A 21,077-nucleotide genomic window follows, 5' to 3' on the forward strand; every position below is an offset into this window, starting at 1 on the left:
GTTCATTCATAATGAAAAAGATTTATAGTTTAGTTACAACCTTATTGTTACTCGCACTACTGACCGCTTGTTCGAATACAGAGACTTCGAAAGAATCTTCATCTAAGCAGCCAGTCGACCTTACTGTGTCAGCTGCCGCTAGTTTGCAGGATGCTTTAGTGGAACTTCAAAAAACATATGAGAAGGAACACACAGATGTCAACGTACAGTTCAACTTTGGTGGGTCTGGTGCTTTAAAACAACAAATTGCGCAAGGAGCACCTGTTGATGTATTCTTTTCAGCAGCTTCAGAACCATTCGATGCATTAGTACAGAGTGGTGATATTGAAAAATCCAAGCAAGTGAACTTATTAGCCAATGAATTAGTTTTAATTACACCAAAAGATACAAACAACAATATTCAGTCTTTTAAAGACTTAACAACAGCAAAAAAAATTGCACTTGGTACACCTGAATCTGTACCTGCTGGGCAATACGGTCGCGAAACGCTTGAAGCTTTAAAGCTTTGGACAAGCGTAAAAGACAAAATCGTCTACACAAAAGATGTACGCCAAGTCTTAACCTATGTAGAATCGGGTAATGTAGATGCTGGTCTTGTTTATGAAACAGATGCGCGTACTTCCGACAAAGCTCAATTAGTTGCGACTGCTAAAAGTGATACACACCAGCCCATTATCTATCCTGTTGGAATCATTAAAGACAGTAAACATCCAAAAGAAGCACAAGCTTTTTATGATTTCTTACAAAGTGATGAAGCGATGAAAACATTCGAAAAATACGGGTTCAAAGGAGCGAAATAGTGTATGAATACGGACATTTGGACGCCACTCAAGCTGTCGCTACAAGTTGCATGCATCGCGAGTATTGTCGTCCTTATTGTCGGTATTTTGCTGGGCAAATGGATGGCACATCGGCAGTTTCGCGGGAAGGTACTCTTTGAGACACTCCTTCTACTCCCACTTGTGTTACCGCCTACTGTTGTCGGCTTTTTACTCATTGTCATCTTCGGAAAAAATAGTTTTGTCGGTGACGCAATTGAATGGCTCTTTCACGCACCCATTATTTTCACGTTTTGGGCAGCTGTTCTGTCCTCGATTGTCGTCGCATTTCCATTAATGTATCAATCGACAAAAACAGGTTTTGAAGGTGTCAGTCGTGATATTGAAAATGCTGCGCGTGTAGACGGTGCAAGTGAATGGAAAGTCTTGCTATTCATCTCCATTCCACTTGCTGCCAAAGCCATTATATCGGGTGGTATTTTAAGCTTTGCGCGTGCATTAGGTGAATTTGGTGCTACATTAATGTTTGCAGGGAATATTCCTGGTAAAACACAGACTGCACCACTTGCCATCTATACTGCAATTGACTCAGGGAATATGAGTGTTGCATGGACACTCGTCATTTGTATGGTAGTCATCTCATTCATCATGTTACTCTGTGTTCATCTCATTCGAGTTGATGCATAGACAAAACATGTCACTTTTTTAGCGTTTGAAACAAAAAACTGGAACCGCGCCAAAGCGCGATTCCAGTTTTTCTTATGTTTATATGCATGCATGTCCAGACTATTTTATTTAGCCGCCACTAATCGGTGGAATAAATGCTACTTGGTCTCCTTCATTGACAATTGTTTGGTCGCGCGCAAATTCTTCATTCACAGCTGTCATTACCTGTCCTAACGAGAGTAATGGATACTCTTTCTCTAACCAAGCTTTCACTTCTGCCACTGTTTTCCCTGCTAATGGCACTTCCATCTGTGCTTGCCCCATACTTTCTTGTAATTGTGCAAAGAATAAAATCGAAATCATCTTATTCCGCCTCCTCTGGTCGTCCGTTTGGATACGGTACATTTTCTAGTTGGTCGCCAATCCAAGCAGTCCCGTCTTCCCAATGTTCTTTTTTCCAAATCGGAACAATTTGTTTAATACGTTCAATCGCAAATTCATTCGCTTCATAGGCAACTTTACGATGTGGCGAAGATACTGCGATCACTACTGCAATATCTGAAATCGCTAATAACCCGACACGATGCGTAATCGCTAATCGTACATCTGGCCACTGTTCTAAAATTTCATGTTCGATTTGTTCGAACATTTTAATCGCCATTGGTGCATAGGCTTCGTATTGCAGTGACAATGTTTTTTTCCCTTTTGTCATCTCTCGAACCGTCCCGATAAATAATGTAACTGCTCCTGCGTTACGATCCATCACCTTCGCGCGCATCGCTTCTACATCAATTGGTTGGTCTACAATCTCAAACTTATTCTCCTGCATGTTCAAACCTCTTTTCCTTACATAAAAATGCTAGATAATCCTCTTTTGCATCAATTGAAAAAGTAGGATAATTCGTTGGTAACTCACCTGTATAAGTCGGCCAATACAGAACACACATAATCTCATGTAACTCCGTCAATAACTCATAGTCTTCTTCCATTTGTAAGATGACGATTTTCGGGTAAGAAGCATGTTTATACCCTTCAATTAAAATTAAATCAATCGGAAAATGCTGATATAAAGCAAGGATCTCTTCTAAATTCCAGTGGTCTCGTTTGGCACTTAACCGCAGAACTCCACCACCTTCTACTGCTGCCACTGCTGCACCTGCTCGTTCATGGCGCATGCTATCTTTTGAACTTTCTACATCAGGAATACCGCCATGCCCATGATGTTTGATTGTTGCTACACGTAATCCAGTCGCGGTGGCTTCTCGAATGAATTGTTCCATCAATGTTGTCTTACCGCTATTTTGATATCCTACAACTTGGAGTATTTTTTGATATTGTCCCATGGCCATTCACTTCCCTGTACATCTTCTAACAGTAAAACATCTACTGGCATATCTTTTTCATAACCTCTCGAACCACCCGGCAATACGATGAACGCATTCGCAGTTGCTAAAGAAGATACCGCACTTGATTTATTAAAGCCAGATGGTGTCGCTACTAATTGACCATCATTATAATGCAGCGTCGCTCGAATAAAGCGCGTAAATGGATTCGCTTTCGTAAAATCTTCACCCAATATCGCTTTTTCTCTGCGTAAATGTGGTGTTGGACTGCCAAAGCTTTTTCGAATAATCGGACGAGTGAATAATTCAAATCCAACATAACAAGCCGATGGATTACCTGATAAACCATAGAGCAGCTGACCATCTAAAGCGGCAACAGTTGTTACACTCCCTGGTCGCATCGCCACTTTATTGAATAGAACAGTTGCACCAATCGCTTCATAAATCGCTGGTAAATAATCGTAATCTCCCACTGATACGCCACCTGTTGTAATTAAGATATCCACTTGTGTTAAAGCTTTTTTCACTTCTTCAATGCATACATCTAAATCATCACTAAACTGCCCCAAGTATTTCGCAGTTGCACCTGCTCGCTCAATTTGCGCCATGATCATGTACGCATTACTATTACGAATTTTACCTGCTTGAAGCGGTTCATTCGGTTCAAGTAATTCGCTACCTGTTGCAATTACACCGACCACAGGCTTTTTAAAAACAGGTACTTCCGCATAACCAAATGTCGCGAGTAATGCGATTACACCTGGGTTAATAAATTGTCCTTTTTGAATGAGCACTTCGCCTTTTCGAACATCTTCACCTTGATATGAAATATTCGTGCCTGCTTCATACGAACGGTTAATCGACATATACGTTTGTCCATCTCGTACTTCATCTTTTGTTAGTTCCAACATCACAACAGCATCACAGCCTTTTGGAATCGGAGCGCCAGTCATAATACGTACTGCTTCAAAAGCTTGTACTTCCTGTTCATACACAAAGCCCGCACCAATCTCACCAACGACTTTGAATGATACTGGTGTCTCTTTTGTCGCTTTTTGACTATCCACTGCACGAATCGCAAAACCATCATAAGGAGAACGGTCAAAAGAAGGGACATCTTGATCTGCAGCAAGATTTTCTGCCAAGAAGCGTTCATTCGCCTCTATGAGTGGAACCCATTCTACTTTTTCTGTATAAGCGTAGTCCATCACACGTTTAACTGCTTCTGAAACAGCAATCGGATTTCTTTTCTCTACCATATTGAACACTCCTCATCCTAGTAATTGATAATAGATTTTTTTTGCTTGTTGCGGGTCTTGTACACCATGAATGACGACGCGACCATCTTGGAATAAAACAAAGCGATATGTATCCGTTTGATACGATAATAAATACGGATTACACTGCACATTCCCTTGTTTTTCAAGTTTAGACTGTAGTGCTTGAAAATCATATTGAATCGCTTTTGGCGGACGAATTTGAACTGCATCGCGCCCACATAAAACATCTAATTTCGTTTGATTTTCGTACGCTAAATAAGGATGTGTCGCTTGTTCGCCACAGCATGGACACGCAGTATTTTGCATCTTCTCCACATTAATTTCAAAATGTTGATTTTGCCAGACATCAAATGTTTTATATTTACGGTTCACTGCTTCTATATTCCCCGTTAATATTTTCAGTGTTTCAGCTACTTGGTATGCTGCTACAATTTGCACTGCTGGACTAATAATTCCTGCCGTATCACAGGTCATCGTCGTTTTAGGAATGACGTCAACTAAACAGTAAAAACAAGGAGTTTCGTCTGGAATAACCGTATAAGTTGCACCGTAGCTACTCACACATGAACCATACACCCACGGAATTTTATATTTAGCACTAATATCATTTAAGATAAAACGAATATCAAAATTGTCAGTCGCATCAATTAAGACATCTACTGTTTCAACGAGTGTTGGCAGTAATTCGCTCGAGGCATCTGCAATATGCGCTTCGATTTCTACATCCGAATTAATCGCTTGTAAACGTGATTTAGCTGCAATCACTTTCGGAAGTTTTTCAGCTGCATCTGCTTCTGTATAAAGTTGTTGTCTTTGTAAATTACTCCACTCGACATAGTCGCGGTCAATTAACGTTAATTTCCCTACACCAGCACGCGTCAATGCCTCTGCACTCGCACTTCCTAATGCGCCAACACCTACAATTAACACATGTTTTTCACTTAATAATTGTTGTCCTTTTTCACCAATTGGGCGAAATAATTCTTGTCTTGAGTAACGGTCATTCATGACGACTCGCCACCTTTCTCTTACAATTTTTGTTTGACGTTTTTATTTATAGCTTTATAATAAGACTCAAAATACGCACAAGGAGGTCGCTGTCTTTGCACCCTACACATCAAGAAGTAGCGATTCACGCAGCCATCTTAACGGTTAGTGATACGCGAACGAAGGATACCGATACCGGCGGACAATTAATTCATACACTGTTACAAGATGCAAAATTTGAAGTTGCCGACTATGTAATCGAACGCGACGAACCCATTCAAATACTCGAACATGTACGCCAATGGTCTGCTCAAGAACACATCAATACCATTATTATTACAGGTGGCACTGGATTTTCACAACGCGATCAAACATATGATGCGATTACACCTCTTTTTGAAAAAGAGATGATCGGCTTTGGTGAGTTATTCCGTTCATTAAGCTATGACGAAATTGGTCCAAAAGCGATGTTCAGCCGAGCTACTGCTGGTTGCTTTAAACAGACAGCCATCTATGTCATACCTGGTTCAAAAAATGCAGTCAATCTAGCCATGCAAAAACTCATTTTGCCTACTGTACAACACTTCGTAGGGGAGTTGCACCGCATATGAATATTGCAGGTGTCGTATTAGCTGGCGGACAGTCCTCTCGCTTTGGTCGTCCTAAAATGTTTGAACCCTTACATGATGTACCACTTTATCAATATAGTCTTCAATCCTTGAAAGAAAATCAATTATCATGTTATATCATCGCAACAAATGATGATTTATTCCCCTTCTTTCAACCAGATGAACAACTGACATTTCTCATTGAAAAAACAAAACATCAAGGACCTCTTTTCGTACTACATGAACTGCTTCAAACATTCAAAGAAGTCGATTGGTTCTTTTTAATCGCAGCAGATATGCCTTACATGACAGCTGACTTTGTTCAAAAAATGTTGCATGAGATAGACGAATCATACGACGCCATCATTCCAAAACAACATGAACGCATCCAGCCACTCGCTGGTTTATACCATCGAAAGATTTTAAAAAAAACCGCGGAACTCATCGCACAAGAGCGACGAAGTATGAAGGCTTTGCTCGACCTCATCCACGTTCATTACGTTCCATTCTCGGATAACGAGCGTGTATTTACAAATATTAACTACGAACAAGATTTACCAAAAGGAGATTAACTTATGACAAACTTTACACATTGGAACGACGAAGGTAGACCGAAAATGGTCGATATTTCAGATAAAGATATTTCAAAACGCACAGCGATTGCACGCAGTACGATTACACTATCAGACGAAGTGTATGAAGCCATTCAAAATGGTGGTATTAAAAAAGGCGATCCAACACAAGTGGCACAAATCGCTGGAATTATGGGTGCAAAGAAAACGTCCGATATAATCCCGATGTGTCACCCTATTATGTTACAAGGTACAGATTTTACATTCGATTATCAAAAAGCGGAACAAGGCTATGAACTGCATATCGAAGTAGCAGTCAAATGTAGCGGTAAAACAGGTGTTGAGATGGAAGCACTGACAGCTGTTTCGATTGCGGCACTGACATTCTACGATATGTGTAAAGCAGTTGATAAATCGATGGTGATTAAAGAAACCTATTTAGTTCAAAAAACGGGTGGTAAAAGCGGCGTTTATAATCATCAATAAAAAGAGAGAGGCAAAGGTGAAATACCTTGCCCCTTTTTTATTTATTTTGCTACTGCTTTTTTCTTGTTGTACGCTACAAAGTAGATTGCACCAACAAAGATTGCGCCACCCACTGCATTACCTAAGAATGCTGGTACAACATTTGAAACTAAGTCTGCCCATGTTGCATGTCCTGCGAAAATAGCTGCTGGAATAACGAACATATTGGCAACAACGTGTTGGAAACCAAGTGTAACGAATGCCATGACTGGGAACCAAATACCAACGATTTTCCCGATGAAGTCTTGTGCACCGAATGATAGCCATACAGCTAAACATACTAACCAGTTACAACCGATTCCTGATACGAATGTATGTAGGAATGAATCCCCAATTTTAGCGTCTGCGACAGCAATTGTCTTATCTAAAAATGGACCTGTCTCTGTTAATCCTAAAAAATGACCGAAAGCAAATGCCACAAATAAAGCACCTAATAAGTTGGCTAGTGTTACCCAGAACCAGTTAATACATAATTGCGTGAATGTGATTTTTCTTGCGTATAATGCTAAAGGTACGGTCATCATATTACCAGTGATTAAATCAGCCCCTGCTAATAAGACAAGAATCAAACCAAGTGGGAAGACAGAAGCTCCAATTAATGTGATGAAGCTTCCCCACTCTGCTGGCATAGCTGCCATAACACGAATATCTAATAAAAATCCTAATGCGATAAATGCGCCGCCTAAAAAACCAAGAACGAGCATTTTTTTGATTGGTGATGCGACTTTCTCGACACCAACATTTACAGCAATTTCTGCGATTTCTGCAGGTTTATTAAAACTCATAACTTCTTACATCTCCTCAAATTTGTACATTATCCACCGATATGAGACATCTCGATTTTATGTTTCTTTCTCTCTTTCATCGTCTGCTCATTTCGTTCATCTGAATAACGATCGTTTCTGTTTTCCCAAACATGTGAAATCTGTTTTAATACGATTTCATCATCTTCTTCATTGCGAATTAAGTCTCGTAAATCCGTTCCTTTTGTCGCAAATAAACATGTGTATAACTTCCCTTCAGCCGAAATACGCGCGCGTGAACATGTAGAGCAAAACGAGTCGGTAACGGATGATATGACACCAACCTCTGTCTTTTGATCTGCGTATTCAAAGCGGGATGCGACCTCCCCTGTATAGTTCGGGGAAATCGGTTGAATGGGCGAAAAAGCATTTACTTTTTCAACAATCTCTTTTTTCGAAACAACATCATCTAAACGCCAGCCGTTTGAATTTCCGACATCCATATATTCAATATAGCGAAGAATATGTTGTCTCTCCTTGAAGAAAGCAGCCATCTGTTCAATATCTTGATCATTGACCCCCTTCTTCACAACCATATTAATCTTCACTTGAAGTCCTACTTCAGCGGCTTTTTCAATACCTTCTAAAACAGTTTTCACTCGACCACGTCGACCATTCATCTCAAAGAATCGATCCTCATCTAATGAATCCAAGCTAATCGACACTCTTTGTAAACCCGCATCTTTTAAAGGTTGGGCGAATTTTTTTAATAGTGTCCCGTTCGTCGTCATCGCAATATCTTTCACGCCTTCTACAGCGTCAATCATGTGAATAAGTGTAGGTAAGTCTTTTCGTAATAAAGGTTCTCCACCTGTAATCCGAATTTTTTCAACTCCGAGCGATACAAATACTTTTACCAGTCTTTGAATTTCTTCAAAACTGAGGATTTTATCGTGTGGTAAAAAGGCATAATCAGGTCCAAATACTTCTGCTGGCATACAGTAGCTACAACGAAAATTACAACGATCTGTTACGGATATTCGTAAATCCCTAAGCGGTCTTTGAAGTTGGTCTTTAACATGATTCATATGAAATTCCTCCTTCTTTTTTCATCCAAATTAACATTCGTCTTGTAATTGAATGCGTTCTTGATGTGTATATACATTCATTCCCTCTTTTCGAATGAAGCCTACTGTTGTAATACCTAAATGGTCTGCTAATTCTAAAGCCAAAGCTGTTGGTGCAGATTTTGATAAGACGATTTCACAGCCAATTTTTGATACTTTCAGTAAAATTTCTGAAGAGATGCGTCCGCTGAATACAATGATTTTATCTTGCATCGAGATTTGATTACGTAGGCAATAACCGTAAATTTTATCGAGTGCATTATGACGACCGATGTCCATACGACTTAATACGATACCTGAAGCATCACAGAGTGCAGCATTATGCACGCCGCCTGTTTCCTGAAAAATTGTCGCATCATTTTGCATGTTGTGCATAAGACGATGACATTCTTCTGGTGTAACGCGCACATGTACTTCTTCCATCTTCTTTGCCACTAAAGCATCATTCGCAAAGACAAACCCTTGACGACTGGCACCACAACACGATGTAATGTAGCGCTTATTTTGCATCTGTTGGAAATATGGATTGACGCGTTTCGTTTTCACATGTACGAATCCTTCTTTCTCTTGATGCCAAATTTGTTCGATATCATCAAAATCTCGAATGACACGTTCAGAAGCTAGGTAACCAATAACCATATCTTCTACATATTCAGGTGTACAAACCATCGTGACAAATTCTTCTTGGTTTACTTTTACAGTAACCGCGTATTCTGTCACAATCGTATCTTCCATTTCTTTCGCATTATTTCCCACAATACGAAGAACATTTCTTTTTACTGTGTTTTCCATCTGGCATCTCCCTCTACTCCGTAATATTGTCCTCAAAGACAAAAACAGAAATGGCAATATCCTCTTCAATTTTAATATCAGAGAAAAGGTGAACAAGCTTAGAACCAACTAACTCCTCCATGCCATCAGGTGTTTTTTCAGCATATAAATCTTGAATCATCGAAGTTCTCGCAGCGTGAACCATTTTAAGTCCTTCTGGCGAATTTGCGATGAATTTTTCCGTTGGTGTGATATTTCCCACCAATGTCGATACTGCCATATTCTCCACAAAAACGGTGTGAATTCGTTCTGGACCTTTACCGAATAAATCCTTTCGTAGCTTACGAATAATATCATTAAACGCATGAATTTTTTGAGACATATTAACCATTCTCCTCACATGTTTTTACTTGATTTTACCATTTCAACGACGAGCCCACCCTTACAATTGGTTAATGATAAAGCAACTCCTCAGAAATTTAAAGAGCTTTTTTTATTGATAATAATTCTCAATAAAGAATATTTCTCGGATGATATTGTGTAATCGGATGAATAGGTCTATAATTGTGTCAGTTATATGGATTTTTCTTTTCGTTATGATTTTTGGTATTTTCTTATTCCATTCGAATGGGTAAATGCTATTTTTCTTAACGATGAGTTAAGTCTAACAATTTAAAAAGTAGATTGGATTTTTAGCAAGAGATGCTAAGAATTTTATCCACCATGTCTAATCAACATACAAACTTTTTGTGTGCTGATTCATGGTGGATTTTTTTTTACAAAGTTTCGATACACAGATCACCACTTGTTTATTTATTTTGTGGAATTTAGGGAATAGAAATACATAACAAGACAATTTTTTTAAAAAAGCTCATTTTTTCTATTCTCTCATTTTTTTCAAAATGAACGCGCTGATGATAACGTATCAAAATACAAAACGGAGGAACTAGCCCATGACACAAATCAAAATTAACGGTTTGCCTTATGACGTTGAGCAAGATGCAACGATTCTTGAGACAATCAATAAATACAACATCGAACATCCACAAGTATGTTATGTACCTTCAGTTGACCCGATTAAAACATGTGATACTTGTATCGTCGAAGTAGACGGTCAACTTGTACGCTCATGTTCAACAAAAGCGGTTGACGGTATGAACATTCAACTCGACTCCCCTAATGCCAAAGGTGCACAAACAGAAGCGATGGATCGTTTACTCGAAAACCATATGCTTTATTGCACAGTTTGTGATAACAACAATGGTAACTGTACATTGCACAACACAACTGAAATGATGGGTATTGAACATCAAAAATATCCTTTCTCTCCAAAAGAAGAACCAGAGAATGCAGTAGATAGCTCTCACCCATTCTACCGTTACGATGCCAACCAATGTATCGCTTGTGGTCAATGTGTTGAAGTATGTCAAAACCTACAAGTTAACGAAACATTATCACTTGATTGGGAAGCTGAACGTCCTCGTGTTATTTGGGATGAAGGCGTCGACATCAATGATTCTTCATGTGTAAGTTGTGGTCAATGTGTAACTGTATGTCCATGTAACGCACTAATGGAAAAATCAATGCTTGGTGAAGCTGGCTTCATGACAAGTATTAAACAAGATACATTAGAACCAATGATTGATTTAATCAAAGAAGTAGAACCAGGTTATAGCGGTATTTTTGCAATTTCTGAAATTGAAGCAGCGATGCGTAGTAAACGTACAAAGAAAACAAAAACAGTTTGTACATTCTGTGGTGTCGGTTGTTCATTCGAAGTTTGGACAAAAGGTCGTAAAATCTTAAAAGTTCAACCTTCTGAAGGACCTGTTAATGCCATCTCAACTTGTGTTAAAGGTAAATTCGGTTGGGACTTCGTCAACTCAGAAGAACGTATTACAAAACCATTAATCCGTAAAAATGATGAATTCGTTGAATCATCTTGGGATGAAGCACTTGATTTAATCGCTACAAAATTAGGCGGTATCCAAAAAGAACATGGTCCTGGCTCTGTCGGATTCATCTCTTCTTCAAAAATTACAAACGAAGAAAACTACTTAATTCAAAAAATGGCACGCCAATTATTCGAAACGAATGATGTCGATAACTGCTCACGCTACTGTCAATCACCTGCTTCAGATGGTTTACAACGTACAGTTGGTATCGGTGGTGACGCAGGTACGATTAAAGATATCGCAAAAGCAGGCTTAGTTATTATCGTTGGTGCAAATCCAGCAGAGGGACACCCTGTTTTAGCAACACGCGTAAAACGTGCACATAAATTACACGGTCAAAAATTAATCGTTTCGGACGTTCGTAAAAACGAAATGGCAGAGCGCTCAGACATTTACATGCATCCAAACCAAGGCACAGACCAAGTATGGTTAATGGCTGTGACAAAATACATCATCGACCAAGGATGGCATGATGAAGCGTTCATCCAAAACAACGTGAACTTCTATGAAGAATTCAAACAAGTTCTTGATAAATACACACTTGAATACGCTGAAAAAGAAACAGGTATTTCAAAAGAGACATTAATCGAAGTAGCGAAGATGATTAAAGAAGCAGACGGTACATGTGTACTGTGGGGTATGGGTGTTACACAAAATAACGGTGGTTCTTATACTTCAGCAGCTATCTCAAACTTACTACTTGCGACAGGTAACTACCGTCGCCCAGGCGCAGGCGCTTATCCATTACGTGGTCACAATAACGTACAAGGTGCTTGTGATATGGGTACATTACCAAACGTATTACCGGGTTACCAAAAAGTAACGGACGATGCAGCGCGTCAAAAATTCGAAGAAGCATATGGCTCAAAAATCCCAGCTGAACCTGGTCGTACAAACATGGCAATGCTGGATGCGATTACAGATGGCGATATGAAGGCGATGTATTTAGTTGGGGAAGATATGGCATTAGTAGACTGTGATTCAAACCATGTCGATTATGTACTATCACAACTTGAATTCTTCGTTGTACAAGATTGCTTCCTATCACGTACAGCTCAATATGCAGATGTCATCTTACCAGCATCTCCATCACTTGAAAAAGAAGGTACATTCACAAATACAGAACGTCGTGTTCAACGTCTATATCAAGTACTTCCATCTCTTGGAGAATCAAAACCAGACTGGGTTATTCTACAAGATGTAGCACGTCGTTTAGGTGCTGATTGGAACTACAGCCACCCAAGTGAAATCTTCGCTGAAATGGCAAGCTTAACACCATTCTTTGCACAAGCAAACTATGATGTTCTTGAAAACTGGGGTAGCTTCTGTTGGGGTAGCCTAGATGGTAAAGATACACCACTTCTTTACGAAGATGGCTTCAACTTCCCAGACAAAAAAGCGCGCTTCGCATTAAATGACTGGATTCCACCAGTAGAATATGAAGCACAATATGATTGCTTAATTAATAACGGACGTATTTTAGAACACTTCCACGAAGGAAATATGACGAACAAATCACAAGGTATTCAATCAAAAGTACCTGAAATTTATGTCGAAGTATCACCTGAACTTGCAAAAGAACGTGGTATTGAAGAAGGTGCATTACTTCGATTAGTATCACCAAATGGCGCACTAAAATTACCAGCGTTAATTACAGATCGTGTACAAGGTAACGAACTATTCTTACCGATGAACTCGACAAGTAAAGATTCAGCAATCAACTTCTTAACAGGTCAAACATTAGATGTGAATACATCTACACCTGCTTATAAACAAACAAAAGTACGTGTGGAAGTTTTAAAATCAAAAGGTAAATCACCGCTTCCAAGAACAAATCCACGTTCTAAAAAACGTCATCCGCAAAACGGTGTTGAAGTACAACGTAAATGGGATCGCCCAGGTTATGTACACTTAACAACGAACGGGGGAGAATAATTATGGCTGCACCAATTAATACGATTAAAAAACAAGTTCTAACAGAAGAACAAGTAACAGAACAAAAGCTAGAAAACTTAAAGCAATTAGTGAGCGAAAACGACAGTGCCATTCAACAAATCATGCAATTGATTGGTGAACTTGATTCAATCGGCGCTTTAGACGCAGCAAACAAAATGCTTGAAGCAAAAGAAGACGTAGCAAATATCGCATTAGGTCAATTAACAAGTAAACCTGTAACGAACATCATCAATAACATGATGGGCGCTGCAGGGGCACTTGCCTCTTTAGATCCTGCTGTCACTACAAAGTTAGTAGCAGGTTTGATGAGTGGCGTGGACGAAGCGAATAAAGCAATCGCTGAACAAGATAAAATCAGCAAACTAAAACTCATCAAAATGATGAACGATCCAGATGTCAATCGCGCGATGAATTTCGGTATCCATTTCCTTAAAGGGCTTGGCAGTAATTTAAAATAGTAAGGTGGTATACCCGTATGTTAACAAAAGAAAATGTGGTGAATGCATTAAAAGACGTGCAAGATCCTGAACTTCATAAAAGCGTTGTCGAACTAAATATGGTACGCAATGTTCAAATTGATGGTACGCATGTTTCGTTAGAAGTAGTGCTAACAATTAAAGGTTGCCCGCTAAAAGCTAAAATCCAACAAGACGTGGAAGATGCATTAAAAGCAATCGGCGCAACAGAAGTAGCATTACAATTCGGTACAATGACCGATGAAGAACGCATGGCTTTAACTGCTTCGTTAAAAACACAAAACGTCAACAAGCAAGGTATGCCGAAAATGTTAGAACCCGATTCAGGTGTACAATTTATCGCCATCACAAGTGGTAAAGGTGGCGTAGGTAAATCAACCGTAACGATTAACCTAGCGACTGCACTTGCGAGACTTGGCAAACGTGTTGGGATTGTGGACGCTGATATTTATGGCTTTAGTATTCCTGCTATGATGCGTACACAACAAAAACCAACAATGATTGACCAAACAGCGATTCCTGTAGAAGTAGCTGGCGTTAAAATTATGTCGATGGGCTTCTATACAAAAGACAATCAACCTGTGATGTGGCGTGGACCAATGCTAAATAAATGGATTCGTAATTTCCTTGTGAATACACATTGGGGCGAACTCGATTATTTACTAATTGACCTACCACCAGGAACAGGAGATGTCGCAATCGACGTCGCGGCGATGATTCCACAAGCAAAAGAAATCATCGTCACAACACCACATAACACCGCATCATACGTTGCCTCTCGTGCAGGTATGATGGCAATTCATACAAAACATGAAGTGTTAGGTGTCGTTGAAAACATGGCATACTTTGAAACACCAGATGGTCAGAAGAACTATATTCTAGGTCAAGGTGGCGGCGACAACCTTGCACGCTCACTAAAGTGTGACGTCATCGCACGCGTACCATTCGCAAAACCAGAAGAAAATCTTGGCTCATCGATTTACGATGAAGACTCTGTCGTAGGTGAAGTATTCACAAACCTTGCAGAAGATATCATTTATAGCTAATTTAAAAACAGGCTGGAACATATATACTATGTTTCCAACCTGTTTTTTATTATTGAATATACCCTGCTTTTCGCAATACTTGCATGAAGTAAAAGCGATATGTGTTTTGAACAAAACTCTCAAGTGATAATCCTACATTCAATTGATATTTTGAAAAGATAAAGAAGAAGCGCTTATCCCATTTTGAACGTAACAGCACACCAGCTTCCTCCCCGTACTTCTCTGTAAACTCCACAATGAGTGGTTCAATCATGACCACACAATATTCCTTTAACTTCTCTAAAGCATCCGCATCTTTTTCTTGTTGAAACTGTGTAATCCACAATTTTACTTGTTCATCCATACGTATTAAACATCCTTTTCAATCGAGTTTCTTCCTATTTAAATATTATACTATTTTTCGATTGAGAAATCTGCTCTCACTGCTGTTTAAGTGGATGCCCATCAACAAACTCAATTAAGTCCCACAAGTTTCCGTATAAATCTGAAAACACAGCTACTTTTCCGTACGGTTGCGTCTGTGGCTCTCTTACAAACTCAATCCCCTTTTCGCGCATATCACGTACATCACGCTCAAAATCATCCGTTTGTAAAAATAAAAAGACGCGTCCACCCGACTGTTGTCCGATAAAAGCTTGCTGTTCTTCATTCGAAGCACGCGCTAATAATAGATTCGTTCCATTCGAATTAGGTGGTGATACGACTACCCATCGCTTATTCTGCTCTGGTTGTTCTGTATCTTCCACCAATGTAAAATGCAGTTTTTCTGTATAAAATGCAATCGCCTCATCATAATCTTTTACGACAAGTGCAACATGTACAATCGATTGTTTCATCTCGATTTCCTCCTATTAAAAAAGACTAAGGATTCCTCCTTAGCCTCCTCTATTATAATGAACGTTTTAAAATTTCTTTTACGTCTTCTTTTGATAGTGGCACATAGCTACCGATTTTTTCAGCAACCATTGAACGCTCTGCCATTAAATCAAGCTGTGCATCATCAATATCAAAATCAGCTAATTTTGTTGGCGCACCAATTGAAGTCCAGAATTCTTGTAAAGCCGCAATCGTTTCTTTCGCAAGCTCTGCATCCGTCTTCCCTGTCGCATCTAAATCAAAGACATTCTTACCTAGTTGCGCCACTTTTTCAGGTTTTTGTTCGCTAACGAATGACATCCAAGAAGGGAATAGAATCGCTAAACCGCCACCATGTGGAATATCATACACAGCAGAAACTGCATGTTCAATCATATGTGTCGCCCAGTCTGTTTTCACACCCATTGATAAGACACCATTCAATGCGAATGTACTGTTTAACATCATTACTTCACGATATTCGTATGAATGTAAATCCTTCACAAGTTTTGGACCTACTTCAAGTACTGTACGTAAAATCGACTCGCCAAAACGGTCTTGTAGCGGTGTGTTCGTTGACGCATTGAAATATTGCTCGAATACATGCGACATCGTATCAACAATACCGTAAATTGTTTGATTCAATGGTACAGAATACGTTAATTCAGGATCTAAAATACTGAATTTCGGATACGTATAAATCGAACCGAATGAACGCTTATCATTCTCTTCCCAGTTTGTAATAACACCGCCACTATTCATTTCAGAACCTGTTGCTGCGATTGTTAACACTGTTCCAAAAGGTACTGCCGATGTTGGCACTGCTTTTTTAAGAATAATATCCCATACATCCCCATCGTAACGTGAACCAATAGCAATTGCCTTAGCACAGTCAATAACACTACCGCCACCAACAGCTAAAATAAAATCAAGTTCATGCTCTTTTACAAGATCAATTCCCTTTTGAACAGTTGTCAGACGTGGATTTGGTTCTACACCAGAAAGCTCAACTACTTCTTTACCTGCAGCTTGTAGATGTTTTATTACTTCATTATAAACACCATTCTTTTTAATACTACCGCCGCCATATAATAGAAGAACGCGTTTTGCATCCGTTGGTATTTCTTGATCTAATGACTGAATTTGCCCCTTACCAAAAACAATTTTCGTTGGGTTTTGATACTTAAAATTTTCCATGCATGTTCCTCCTTGGATTCAGCTATCATTTTGAATGTACTTAGCTTACATTTTTTAACGCATGGATACAATTAATTAGCTCATTTTTTTAAAACGAGTGGTAATACATTTAGTACAATCATACACACCGTAAAAATCCAACACACTATATGCATAGTCGGAACCACATCTGCTAGGGCACCCATATCATTGTGACTGATCCAACCTACAATCATCGTTATAAACGAACACAGAGTCAACGCAGTTGCTGAAAGCGCAACCCACATCGCTATATAACCTCTCTTAAACTGTAAAAGCCTGATTACTGTTGCAACAAGCGCTATACTTAAAAAAATTATCTCCATGAACAATCACTCCTTATGAAACATACATGACGTTTCATATGTTAGATTGTTCCAATTTTAAGAATAGACTTCATTTAACAGACCGTCTTCAATTCTAAAAATGCGCTGACATTGTTCAGCGATTTGTAAGTCATGTGTCACAATAATAATCGTTTTTCCTTCTGCATGAAGTTCATGTAAAATGTTCATAATTTCTTTGGAAGTCTTTTGATCTAAAGCACCTGTTGGTTCATCAGCTAATAAAATAGCTGGATTATTAATTAATGCACGTGCAATCGCGACACGCTGTTTTTGTCCACCAGATAAAGAAGTTACTTTTTGATTCTCTTTACTCGCTATATTGAGCTTTTGAAGCAATGGTAACAAATGTTGTTTTTGTTGTTGTCTCTTTTCTTTATTCTTTTCATACGTAAGTGGCAATAACACGTTCTTTTTCACAGAGTAGTCCTCAATTAATGAAAAGTCCTGCATTACAAAGCCAATCGATTGATTTCGTATGTGCGCTAATTCTTGATCCGTTTTCCCCTCAATATCAAAACCATTCAGATGATAATGACCTGTTGTTTGTGAATCAATACACCCTAAAATACGTAACAATGTAGATTTACCAGAACCAGATGTTCCAACAATTGCAATCATTTCTCCTTCATGAATGGTGAAGTTCACATCTTGCAAAGCTTGAACTTGCTCTTTTGATGAGATGCGATAACTCTTTGATAAATGTTTCACTTCTATTAATTTCCTCATGATTTTCTCCTTAGCATTTGATCAATTTTCATTTTTCGAATACGAATGATGGGTACAATCCATAAAATCATACAAGAAATCACCGTCATCATGATTGAGATTTGGAATCGATGAAGAATCATAAATACGACACTATTGGCAAGTGCAAATAATATAATAAGCTGGCTACATAAACGGAAGATAATTTGATTTTTCGTTGCACCTGTTAAAATATGTACACCTAGCTCAAACATGTATTTTCGAATAAATTGTAAATACGATACGGTAATGCTAATCAATGTGAAAATACTAATTAAAATCGTAAGCATCAACTGCATTTGAATCCACTTTTTCTTATCTTCCATTACATAAGGCATCTGCTTACTTAAATCTCGATAAACAAAAGAGACATGCCCCTGATTTTGAATAAATGTCATCGTATCACGTATTTCTTGTTCATTTGAAGTTGGAATCATCGTCCCACTTAATAGCGCATAATAATCTGTATTATCCTCTAATACAGGTGTTGGAAGTAAGATTGCATAATCCAATGAGATAAAATCTTTTGATGCAGCGAGATTAATATAACTCATATTCTCTTCTAAAATACCAATAACACGATAATGTTCCTCATCACTCGTAAATTCACTACCCACTTGTAGTGACGCTGCTAATCCCGAACCAATAACAACCGGAATAGGTTGCTTTGTCGTTTGAATTTCATCCTGATGAAAGTATCTTCCCTGCGATAACTTCAATTGCGCAAAATCATAAAATGAAGCATTTGCAAAAGGTAAAACATCAATATAGACTTGATGTCCCTCCACAATGACATCACGTAAATTAGGTTCGAAATACTGTAAGTCAAATGGATATGTTGTTGTATATAATGAAAAGGCTCTACCATCTTTCTTCTCATAAATTTTTTTATAAATTGCTTTATAATCATCTAAATGTTTTGGCTGATTCAACGTCTGATCTAACTGTTTTTCCGTTGTTAAATCGTAGAAATAGTAAATTGGCTCTGACTTTGTTAAGCGATTCACTTCTTGTTTCATATTGGATAAATCTTTGATGTTTTCAATAACAAAATTCGCAATGAAAAGTAAAAGAATACACTGTAGCCATAATAATAGAGAGAGCCATTTACGCTTCCACAAATCTTCTAAGGCAAATTGTATTTGCTTCATCTATCGTTTTCGCTCCTTTTTCACAATATGCGTTTGATAGTAATAACGAATACTTGGATATGCAATACTCGTACCTAATACAAAACAGAAAATGAATGTATAGAGTACCGCATCAAAGCGAAACGTATGAATTAATGTATCAAATAGCTGAATCTGATAAATTGCATACGCAATGATTGTCCCGATGATAAAGCTACTGAAAATAATAAACCAATAATCTTTTAATAATCCCCATTGAATCCTTTGGTAGCTGCCACCAACCATATAACGAATATGAATTTCTTCTTTACGTGACTCAATCCATGTAATAATCGTCGCAATGGTATTAATCAAAATTAAAATAAGTGTCAGCATCAATACAATTAGTAAAATCATTTGTTCTTTAAAGACAAATGTTATACGTTCCATTAGAGATAATTGATTCGATGTAAGTTCCAAATCTACGCCTTCATGTTGCATTTGAAATGTATGTACAACCTCTTGTAATTCCTTTTTTTCGATTCCATCTATTAAAAAATCTCCTTCAAACTTCGCCTTCTGATTCATTGTGTAGTAAATCGTACTATTCATACGCAAACTATCATTTGGGTTATTAAATGTTGCATACACTGTGTAGACCTTCCCAAAAGCACGAAGAGAGGGTTTACCTGAACCTTCATTAAAATTTTGTTTATAACTTTCATCGACGAAAGCACTTTGATTAGGTAACCCCTCGATTTTTTCATCACTTGCTAATCGGAAAGGATAGTTTTGAAGAAAGATCTCCTTACTAACATACGAAGCATCACGCTTCATCACTAAAAAAGAGTCATCCTTTTTGCGAACGGTATCTAACCATTCTTTCACCGTAACGCTTGGACTTTGCTCTTTTGTAACAGTTAATTGAAAACTTTGTTCGGTTAAGCCATCTTCTAACTTCCCGCTATTCTCAAAAGAAGTAGCAAGTGAAGAAAAAACTAAACAAACAAATACGGTAAAAACAATATAATAAATAAATAAGTAAAACGATTTTTGAGCAGGCATAATCTGATTATGTATGTACTTTAACGACACATACATACTCCCTTCATATAATTTCCTTATAAAAGGTTATCATACAAAATTAACCACTTCTATCATTCACTAAAAAAAGCATCTTTTTACTTATATATACTATTTCTTTCGCATCATGTTTGGGTCTCAGACAGTTGTTATCCGATTTCTTTTCAATCTCTCTAAATATCGCTTCATAATCCAGTAGCACCCATAGCCGATTGCTCCACCAAGCGTATTTAATAGTAAATCGTCCACATCAAATAGTCCGAGCGTGAAAATATATTGGATTGTTTCATAGAATAAACTACACATAAAAGTTGCCCCAATTACCTTCAGCCATGTTGGACGCTTGAAAATGATCAGTGCAGCAAAGAAGCCAAACGGTACAAAACCAATAACATTCCCAATAAGATTACGCATCGCACTCAAAAACGTTGTTCCCTCGATTTGTACATACGATTGAATCGTATGGAAAGGCACAAGATTCACTTCTTTCAAAAAGAATAGCCCTTCCTCTTGAAACAACAATAAGCGCCCAATCTGACTGATACTATAATATTTCATCAGTAATTGATACGTTAACAATAGTAAATAGAGCAGAAAAATTCCCCATAAAATACCCTTCATTGATTTTTGCATCTTACACCCCTTTAATTTTTGTCTATAAAATAGAACGCTTCACAAATGACAAAGTTACCATAAAAAGGGTTATATAGAAAAAATCTGTTTTATTCAAAAATAAACCCTACCTATATGCACAAAATATCCATGTAGGTAGGGTTAAATCAAATTCTATTTTAAATGCTTAGTTCTATAATGTTGGTTTGGAATAAAGTTTGATTAAAAGTATGCTGCAAATGTTAATTTTATAGAATGTTCATTTTATAGATAGAAGG

24 protein-coding genes are annotated in these 21,077 nt (G+C 38.1%); 8 read left to right on the top strand and 16 right to left on the bottom strand.

Annotated elements, in window-relative coordinates; all coding sequences use genetic code 11:
- Positions 1-11 precede the first annotated feature (11 nt).
- Entirely contained in the window at positions 12-800 is a 789-nt protein-coding gene (gene modA / locus ACKVQX_RS12045; RefSeq protein ID WP_068450284.1) for a molybdate ABC transporter substrate-binding protein, read from the top strand.
- A 3-nt stretch (positions 801-803) separates the two neighbouring features.
- Positions 804-1,466 (top strand): molybdate ABC transporter permease subunit, encoded by a 663-nt coding sequence (gene modB / locus ACKVQX_RS12050; RefSeq protein ID WP_068450283.1) that lies wholly within the window; start codon positions 804-806, stop codon positions 1,464-1,466.
- Positions 1,467-1,574: 108 nt separating this feature from the next.
- Here the strand turns inward: modB and moaD are convergent, their stop codons facing one another.
- The 5 genes from moaD to ACKVQX_RS12075 are packed head-to-tail and all read right to left on the bottom strand — an operon-like array spanning position 1,575 to position 5,076.
- A complete protein-coding gene (moaD, locus tag ACKVQX_RS12055; protein ID WP_068450281.1) occupies positions 1,575-1,808 on the bottom strand; it encodes a molybdopterin converting factor subunit 1 in 234 nt (77 codons plus the stop codon).
- A gap of 1 nt (position 1,809) precedes the next feature.
- Positions 1,810-2,274 carry a molybdenum cofactor biosynthesis protein MoaE gene (locus ACKVQX_RS12060; RefSeq protein ID WP_325943648.1) on the bottom strand — a complete coding sequence of 155 codons (465 nt, stop codon included), beginning with the start codon at positions 2,272-2,274 and terminating at the stop codon, positions 1,810-1,812.
- Positions 2,261-2,788: a molybdopterin-guanine dinucleotide biosynthesis protein B gene (gene mobB, locus ACKVQX_RS12065; RefSeq protein ID WP_409136365.1), complete on the bottom strand. Its 528-nt coding sequence runs from the start codon at positions 2,786-2,788 to the stop codon at positions 2,261-2,263. The genes ACKVQX_RS12060 and mobB overlap by 14 nt, the downstream gene beginning before the upstream one ends.
- Positions 2,755-4,047, bottom strand: a complete 1,293-nt coding sequence (glp, locus tag ACKVQX_RS12070) for a gephyrin-like molybdotransferase Glp (protein ID WP_409136366.1) — start codon at positions 4,045-4,047, stop codon at positions 2,755-2,757. The genes mobB and glp overlap by 34 nt, the downstream gene beginning before the upstream one ends.
- Positions 4,048-4,059: 12 nt before the next feature.
- Complete coding sequence (locus ACKVQX_RS12075) at positions 4,060-5,076, bottom strand: MoeB/ThiF family adenylyltransferase (RefSeq protein WP_087681019.1); 1,017 nt, start codon at positions 5,074-5,076, stop codon at positions 4,060-4,062.
- Between the two features lie 95 nt (positions 5,077-5,171).
- Here ACKVQX_RS12075 and ACKVQX_RS12080 point away from each other — a divergent pair, with 95 nt between their 5' ends.
- Genes ACKVQX_RS12080 through moaC form a run of 3 tightly spaced genes read left to right on the top strand, consistent with a single transcriptional unit; the run spans position 5,172 to position 6,721 of the window.
- A complete protein-coding gene (locus ACKVQX_RS12080) occupies positions 5,172-5,666 on the top strand; it encodes a molybdenum cofactor biosynthesis protein B (protein ID WP_087681018.1) in 495 nt (164 codons plus the stop codon).
- Positions 5,663-6,235: a molybdenum cofactor guanylyltransferase gene (locus tag ACKVQX_RS12085; protein WP_409136367.1), complete on the top strand. Its 573-nt coding sequence runs from the start codon at positions 5,663-5,665 to the stop codon at positions 6,233-6,235. Before ACKVQX_RS12080 ends, ACKVQX_RS12085 begins: the two co-directional genes overlap by 4 nt.
- 3 nt (positions 6,236-6,238) lie before the next feature.
- A complete protein-coding gene (moaC, locus tag ACKVQX_RS12090; RefSeq protein ID WP_121177706.1) occupies positions 6,239-6,721 on the top strand; it encodes a cyclic pyranopterin monophosphate synthase MoaC in 483 nt (160 codons plus the stop codon).
- Positions 6,722-6,762: 41 nt separating this feature from the next.
- Here the strand turns inward: moaC and ACKVQX_RS12095 are convergent, their stop codons facing one another.
- The 4 genes from ACKVQX_RS12095 to ACKVQX_RS12110 are packed head-to-tail and all read right to left on the bottom strand — an operon-like array spanning position 6,763 to position 9,783.
- Positions 6,763-7,545, bottom strand: a complete 783-nt coding sequence (locus tag ACKVQX_RS12095; protein WP_325922502.1) for a formate/nitrite transporter family protein — start codon at positions 7,543-7,545, stop codon at positions 6,763-6,765.
- A gap of 29 nt (positions 7,546-7,574) precedes the next feature.
- Complete coding sequence (gene moaA / locus ACKVQX_RS12100) at positions 7,575-8,591, bottom strand: GTP 3',8-cyclase MoaA (protein WP_409136368.1); 1,017 nt, start codon at positions 8,589-8,591, stop codon at positions 7,575-7,577.
- 30 nt (positions 8,592-8,621) lie between these two features.
- Positions 8,622-9,422, bottom strand: coding sequence for a formate dehydrogenase accessory sulfurtransferase FdhD (fdhD, locus tag ACKVQX_RS12105; RefSeq protein ID WP_068450262.1), 801 nt, complete (start codon positions 9,420-9,422; stop codon positions 8,622-8,624).
- Positions 9,423-9,435: 13 nt separating this feature from the next.
- Positions 9,436-9,783, bottom strand: a complete 348-nt coding sequence (locus tag ACKVQX_RS12110; RefSeq protein ID WP_068450260.1) for a DUF2294 domain-containing protein — start codon at positions 9,781-9,783, stop codon at positions 9,436-9,438.
- A gap of 571 nt (positions 9,784-10,354) precedes the next feature.
- On the opposite strand from ACKVQX_RS12110, the gene fdhF reads away from it, so the two are divergent.
- The 3 genes from fdhF to ACKVQX_RS12125 are packed head-to-tail and all read left to right on the top strand — an operon-like array spanning position 10,355 to position 14,834.
- Positions 10,355-13,291, top strand: a complete 2,937-nt coding sequence (fdhF, locus tag ACKVQX_RS12115; RefSeq protein ID WP_087681013.1) for a formate dehydrogenase subunit alpha — start codon at positions 10,355-10,357, stop codon at positions 13,289-13,291.
- A 2-nt stretch (positions 13,292-13,293) separates the two neighbouring features.
- Positions 13,294-13,770: a DUF1641 domain-containing protein gene (locus ACKVQX_RS12120; protein ID WP_121177714.1), complete on the top strand. Its 477-nt coding sequence runs from the start codon at positions 13,294-13,296 to the stop codon at positions 13,768-13,770.
- Between the two features lie 17 nt (positions 13,771-13,787).
- The gene (locus tag ACKVQX_RS12125) at positions 13,788-14,834 is read left to right on the top strand and encodes an Mrp/NBP35 family ATP-binding protein (protein WP_325943637.1); all 1,047 of its coding nucleotides are present in this window, start codon (positions 13,788-13,790) and stop codon (positions 14,832-14,834) included.
- A 49-nt stretch (positions 14,835-14,883) separates the two neighbouring features.
- On the opposite strand, the gene ACKVQX_RS12130 is transcribed toward ACKVQX_RS12125, so the two are convergent.
- The 7 genes from ACKVQX_RS12130 to ACKVQX_RS12160 all read right to left on the bottom strand — a co-directional run bounded on the left by ACKVQX_RS12130 (position 14,884) and on the right by ACKVQX_RS12160 (position 20,820).
- Positions 14,884-15,177, bottom strand: coding sequence for a hypothetical protein (locus ACKVQX_RS12130; RefSeq protein ID WP_087681010.1), 294 nt, complete (start codon positions 15,175-15,177; stop codon positions 14,884-14,886).
- Between the two features lie 76 nt (positions 15,178-15,253).
- Positions 15,254-15,670: a VOC family protein gene (locus tag ACKVQX_RS12135; protein ID WP_121177718.1), complete on the bottom strand. Its 417-nt coding sequence runs from the start codon at positions 15,668-15,670 to the stop codon at positions 15,254-15,256.
- 52 nt (positions 15,671-15,722) lie between these two features.
- Positions 15,723-16,886 (bottom strand): iron-containing alcohol dehydrogenase, encoded by a 1,164-nt coding sequence (locus tag ACKVQX_RS12140; RefSeq protein ID WP_325943635.1) that lies wholly within the window; start codon positions 16,884-16,886, stop codon positions 15,723-15,725.
- Positions 16,887-17,287: 401 nt separating this feature from the next.
- Positions 17,288-17,977, bottom strand: coding sequence for an ABC transporter ATP-binding protein (locus ACKVQX_RS12145; protein WP_068450245.1), 690 nt, complete (start codon positions 17,975-17,977; stop codon positions 17,288-17,290).
- Positions 17,974-19,146 carry an ABC transporter permease gene (locus tag ACKVQX_RS12150; protein ID WP_409136369.1) on the bottom strand — a complete coding sequence of 391 codons (1,173 nt, stop codon included), beginning with the start codon at positions 19,144-19,146 and terminating at the stop codon, positions 17,974-17,976. Before ACKVQX_RS12150 ends, ACKVQX_RS12145 begins: the two co-directional genes overlap by 4 nt.
- The gene (locus tag ACKVQX_RS12155; RefSeq protein ID WP_409136370.1) at positions 19,147-20,199 is read right to left on the bottom strand and encodes an ABC transporter permease; all 1,053 of its coding nucleotides are present in this window, start codon (positions 20,197-20,199) and stop codon (positions 19,147-19,149) included. It lies immediately after the preceding gene.
- A 126-nt stretch (positions 20,200-20,325) separates the two neighbouring features.
- Positions 20,326-20,820 carry a VanZ family protein gene (locus ACKVQX_RS12160; RefSeq protein WP_285215601.1) on the bottom strand — a complete coding sequence of 165 codons (495 nt, stop codon included), beginning with the start codon at positions 20,818-20,820 and terminating at the stop codon, positions 20,326-20,328.
- Between the last annotated feature and the right edge of the window lie 257 nt (positions 20,821-21,077).

Source organism: Kurthia sp. ISK08, assembly GCF_046159805.1.
In the GTDB taxonomy this organism is placed as follows: domain Bacteria; phylum Bacillota; class Bacilli; order Bacillales_A; family Planococcaceae; genus Kurthia; species Kurthia gibsonii.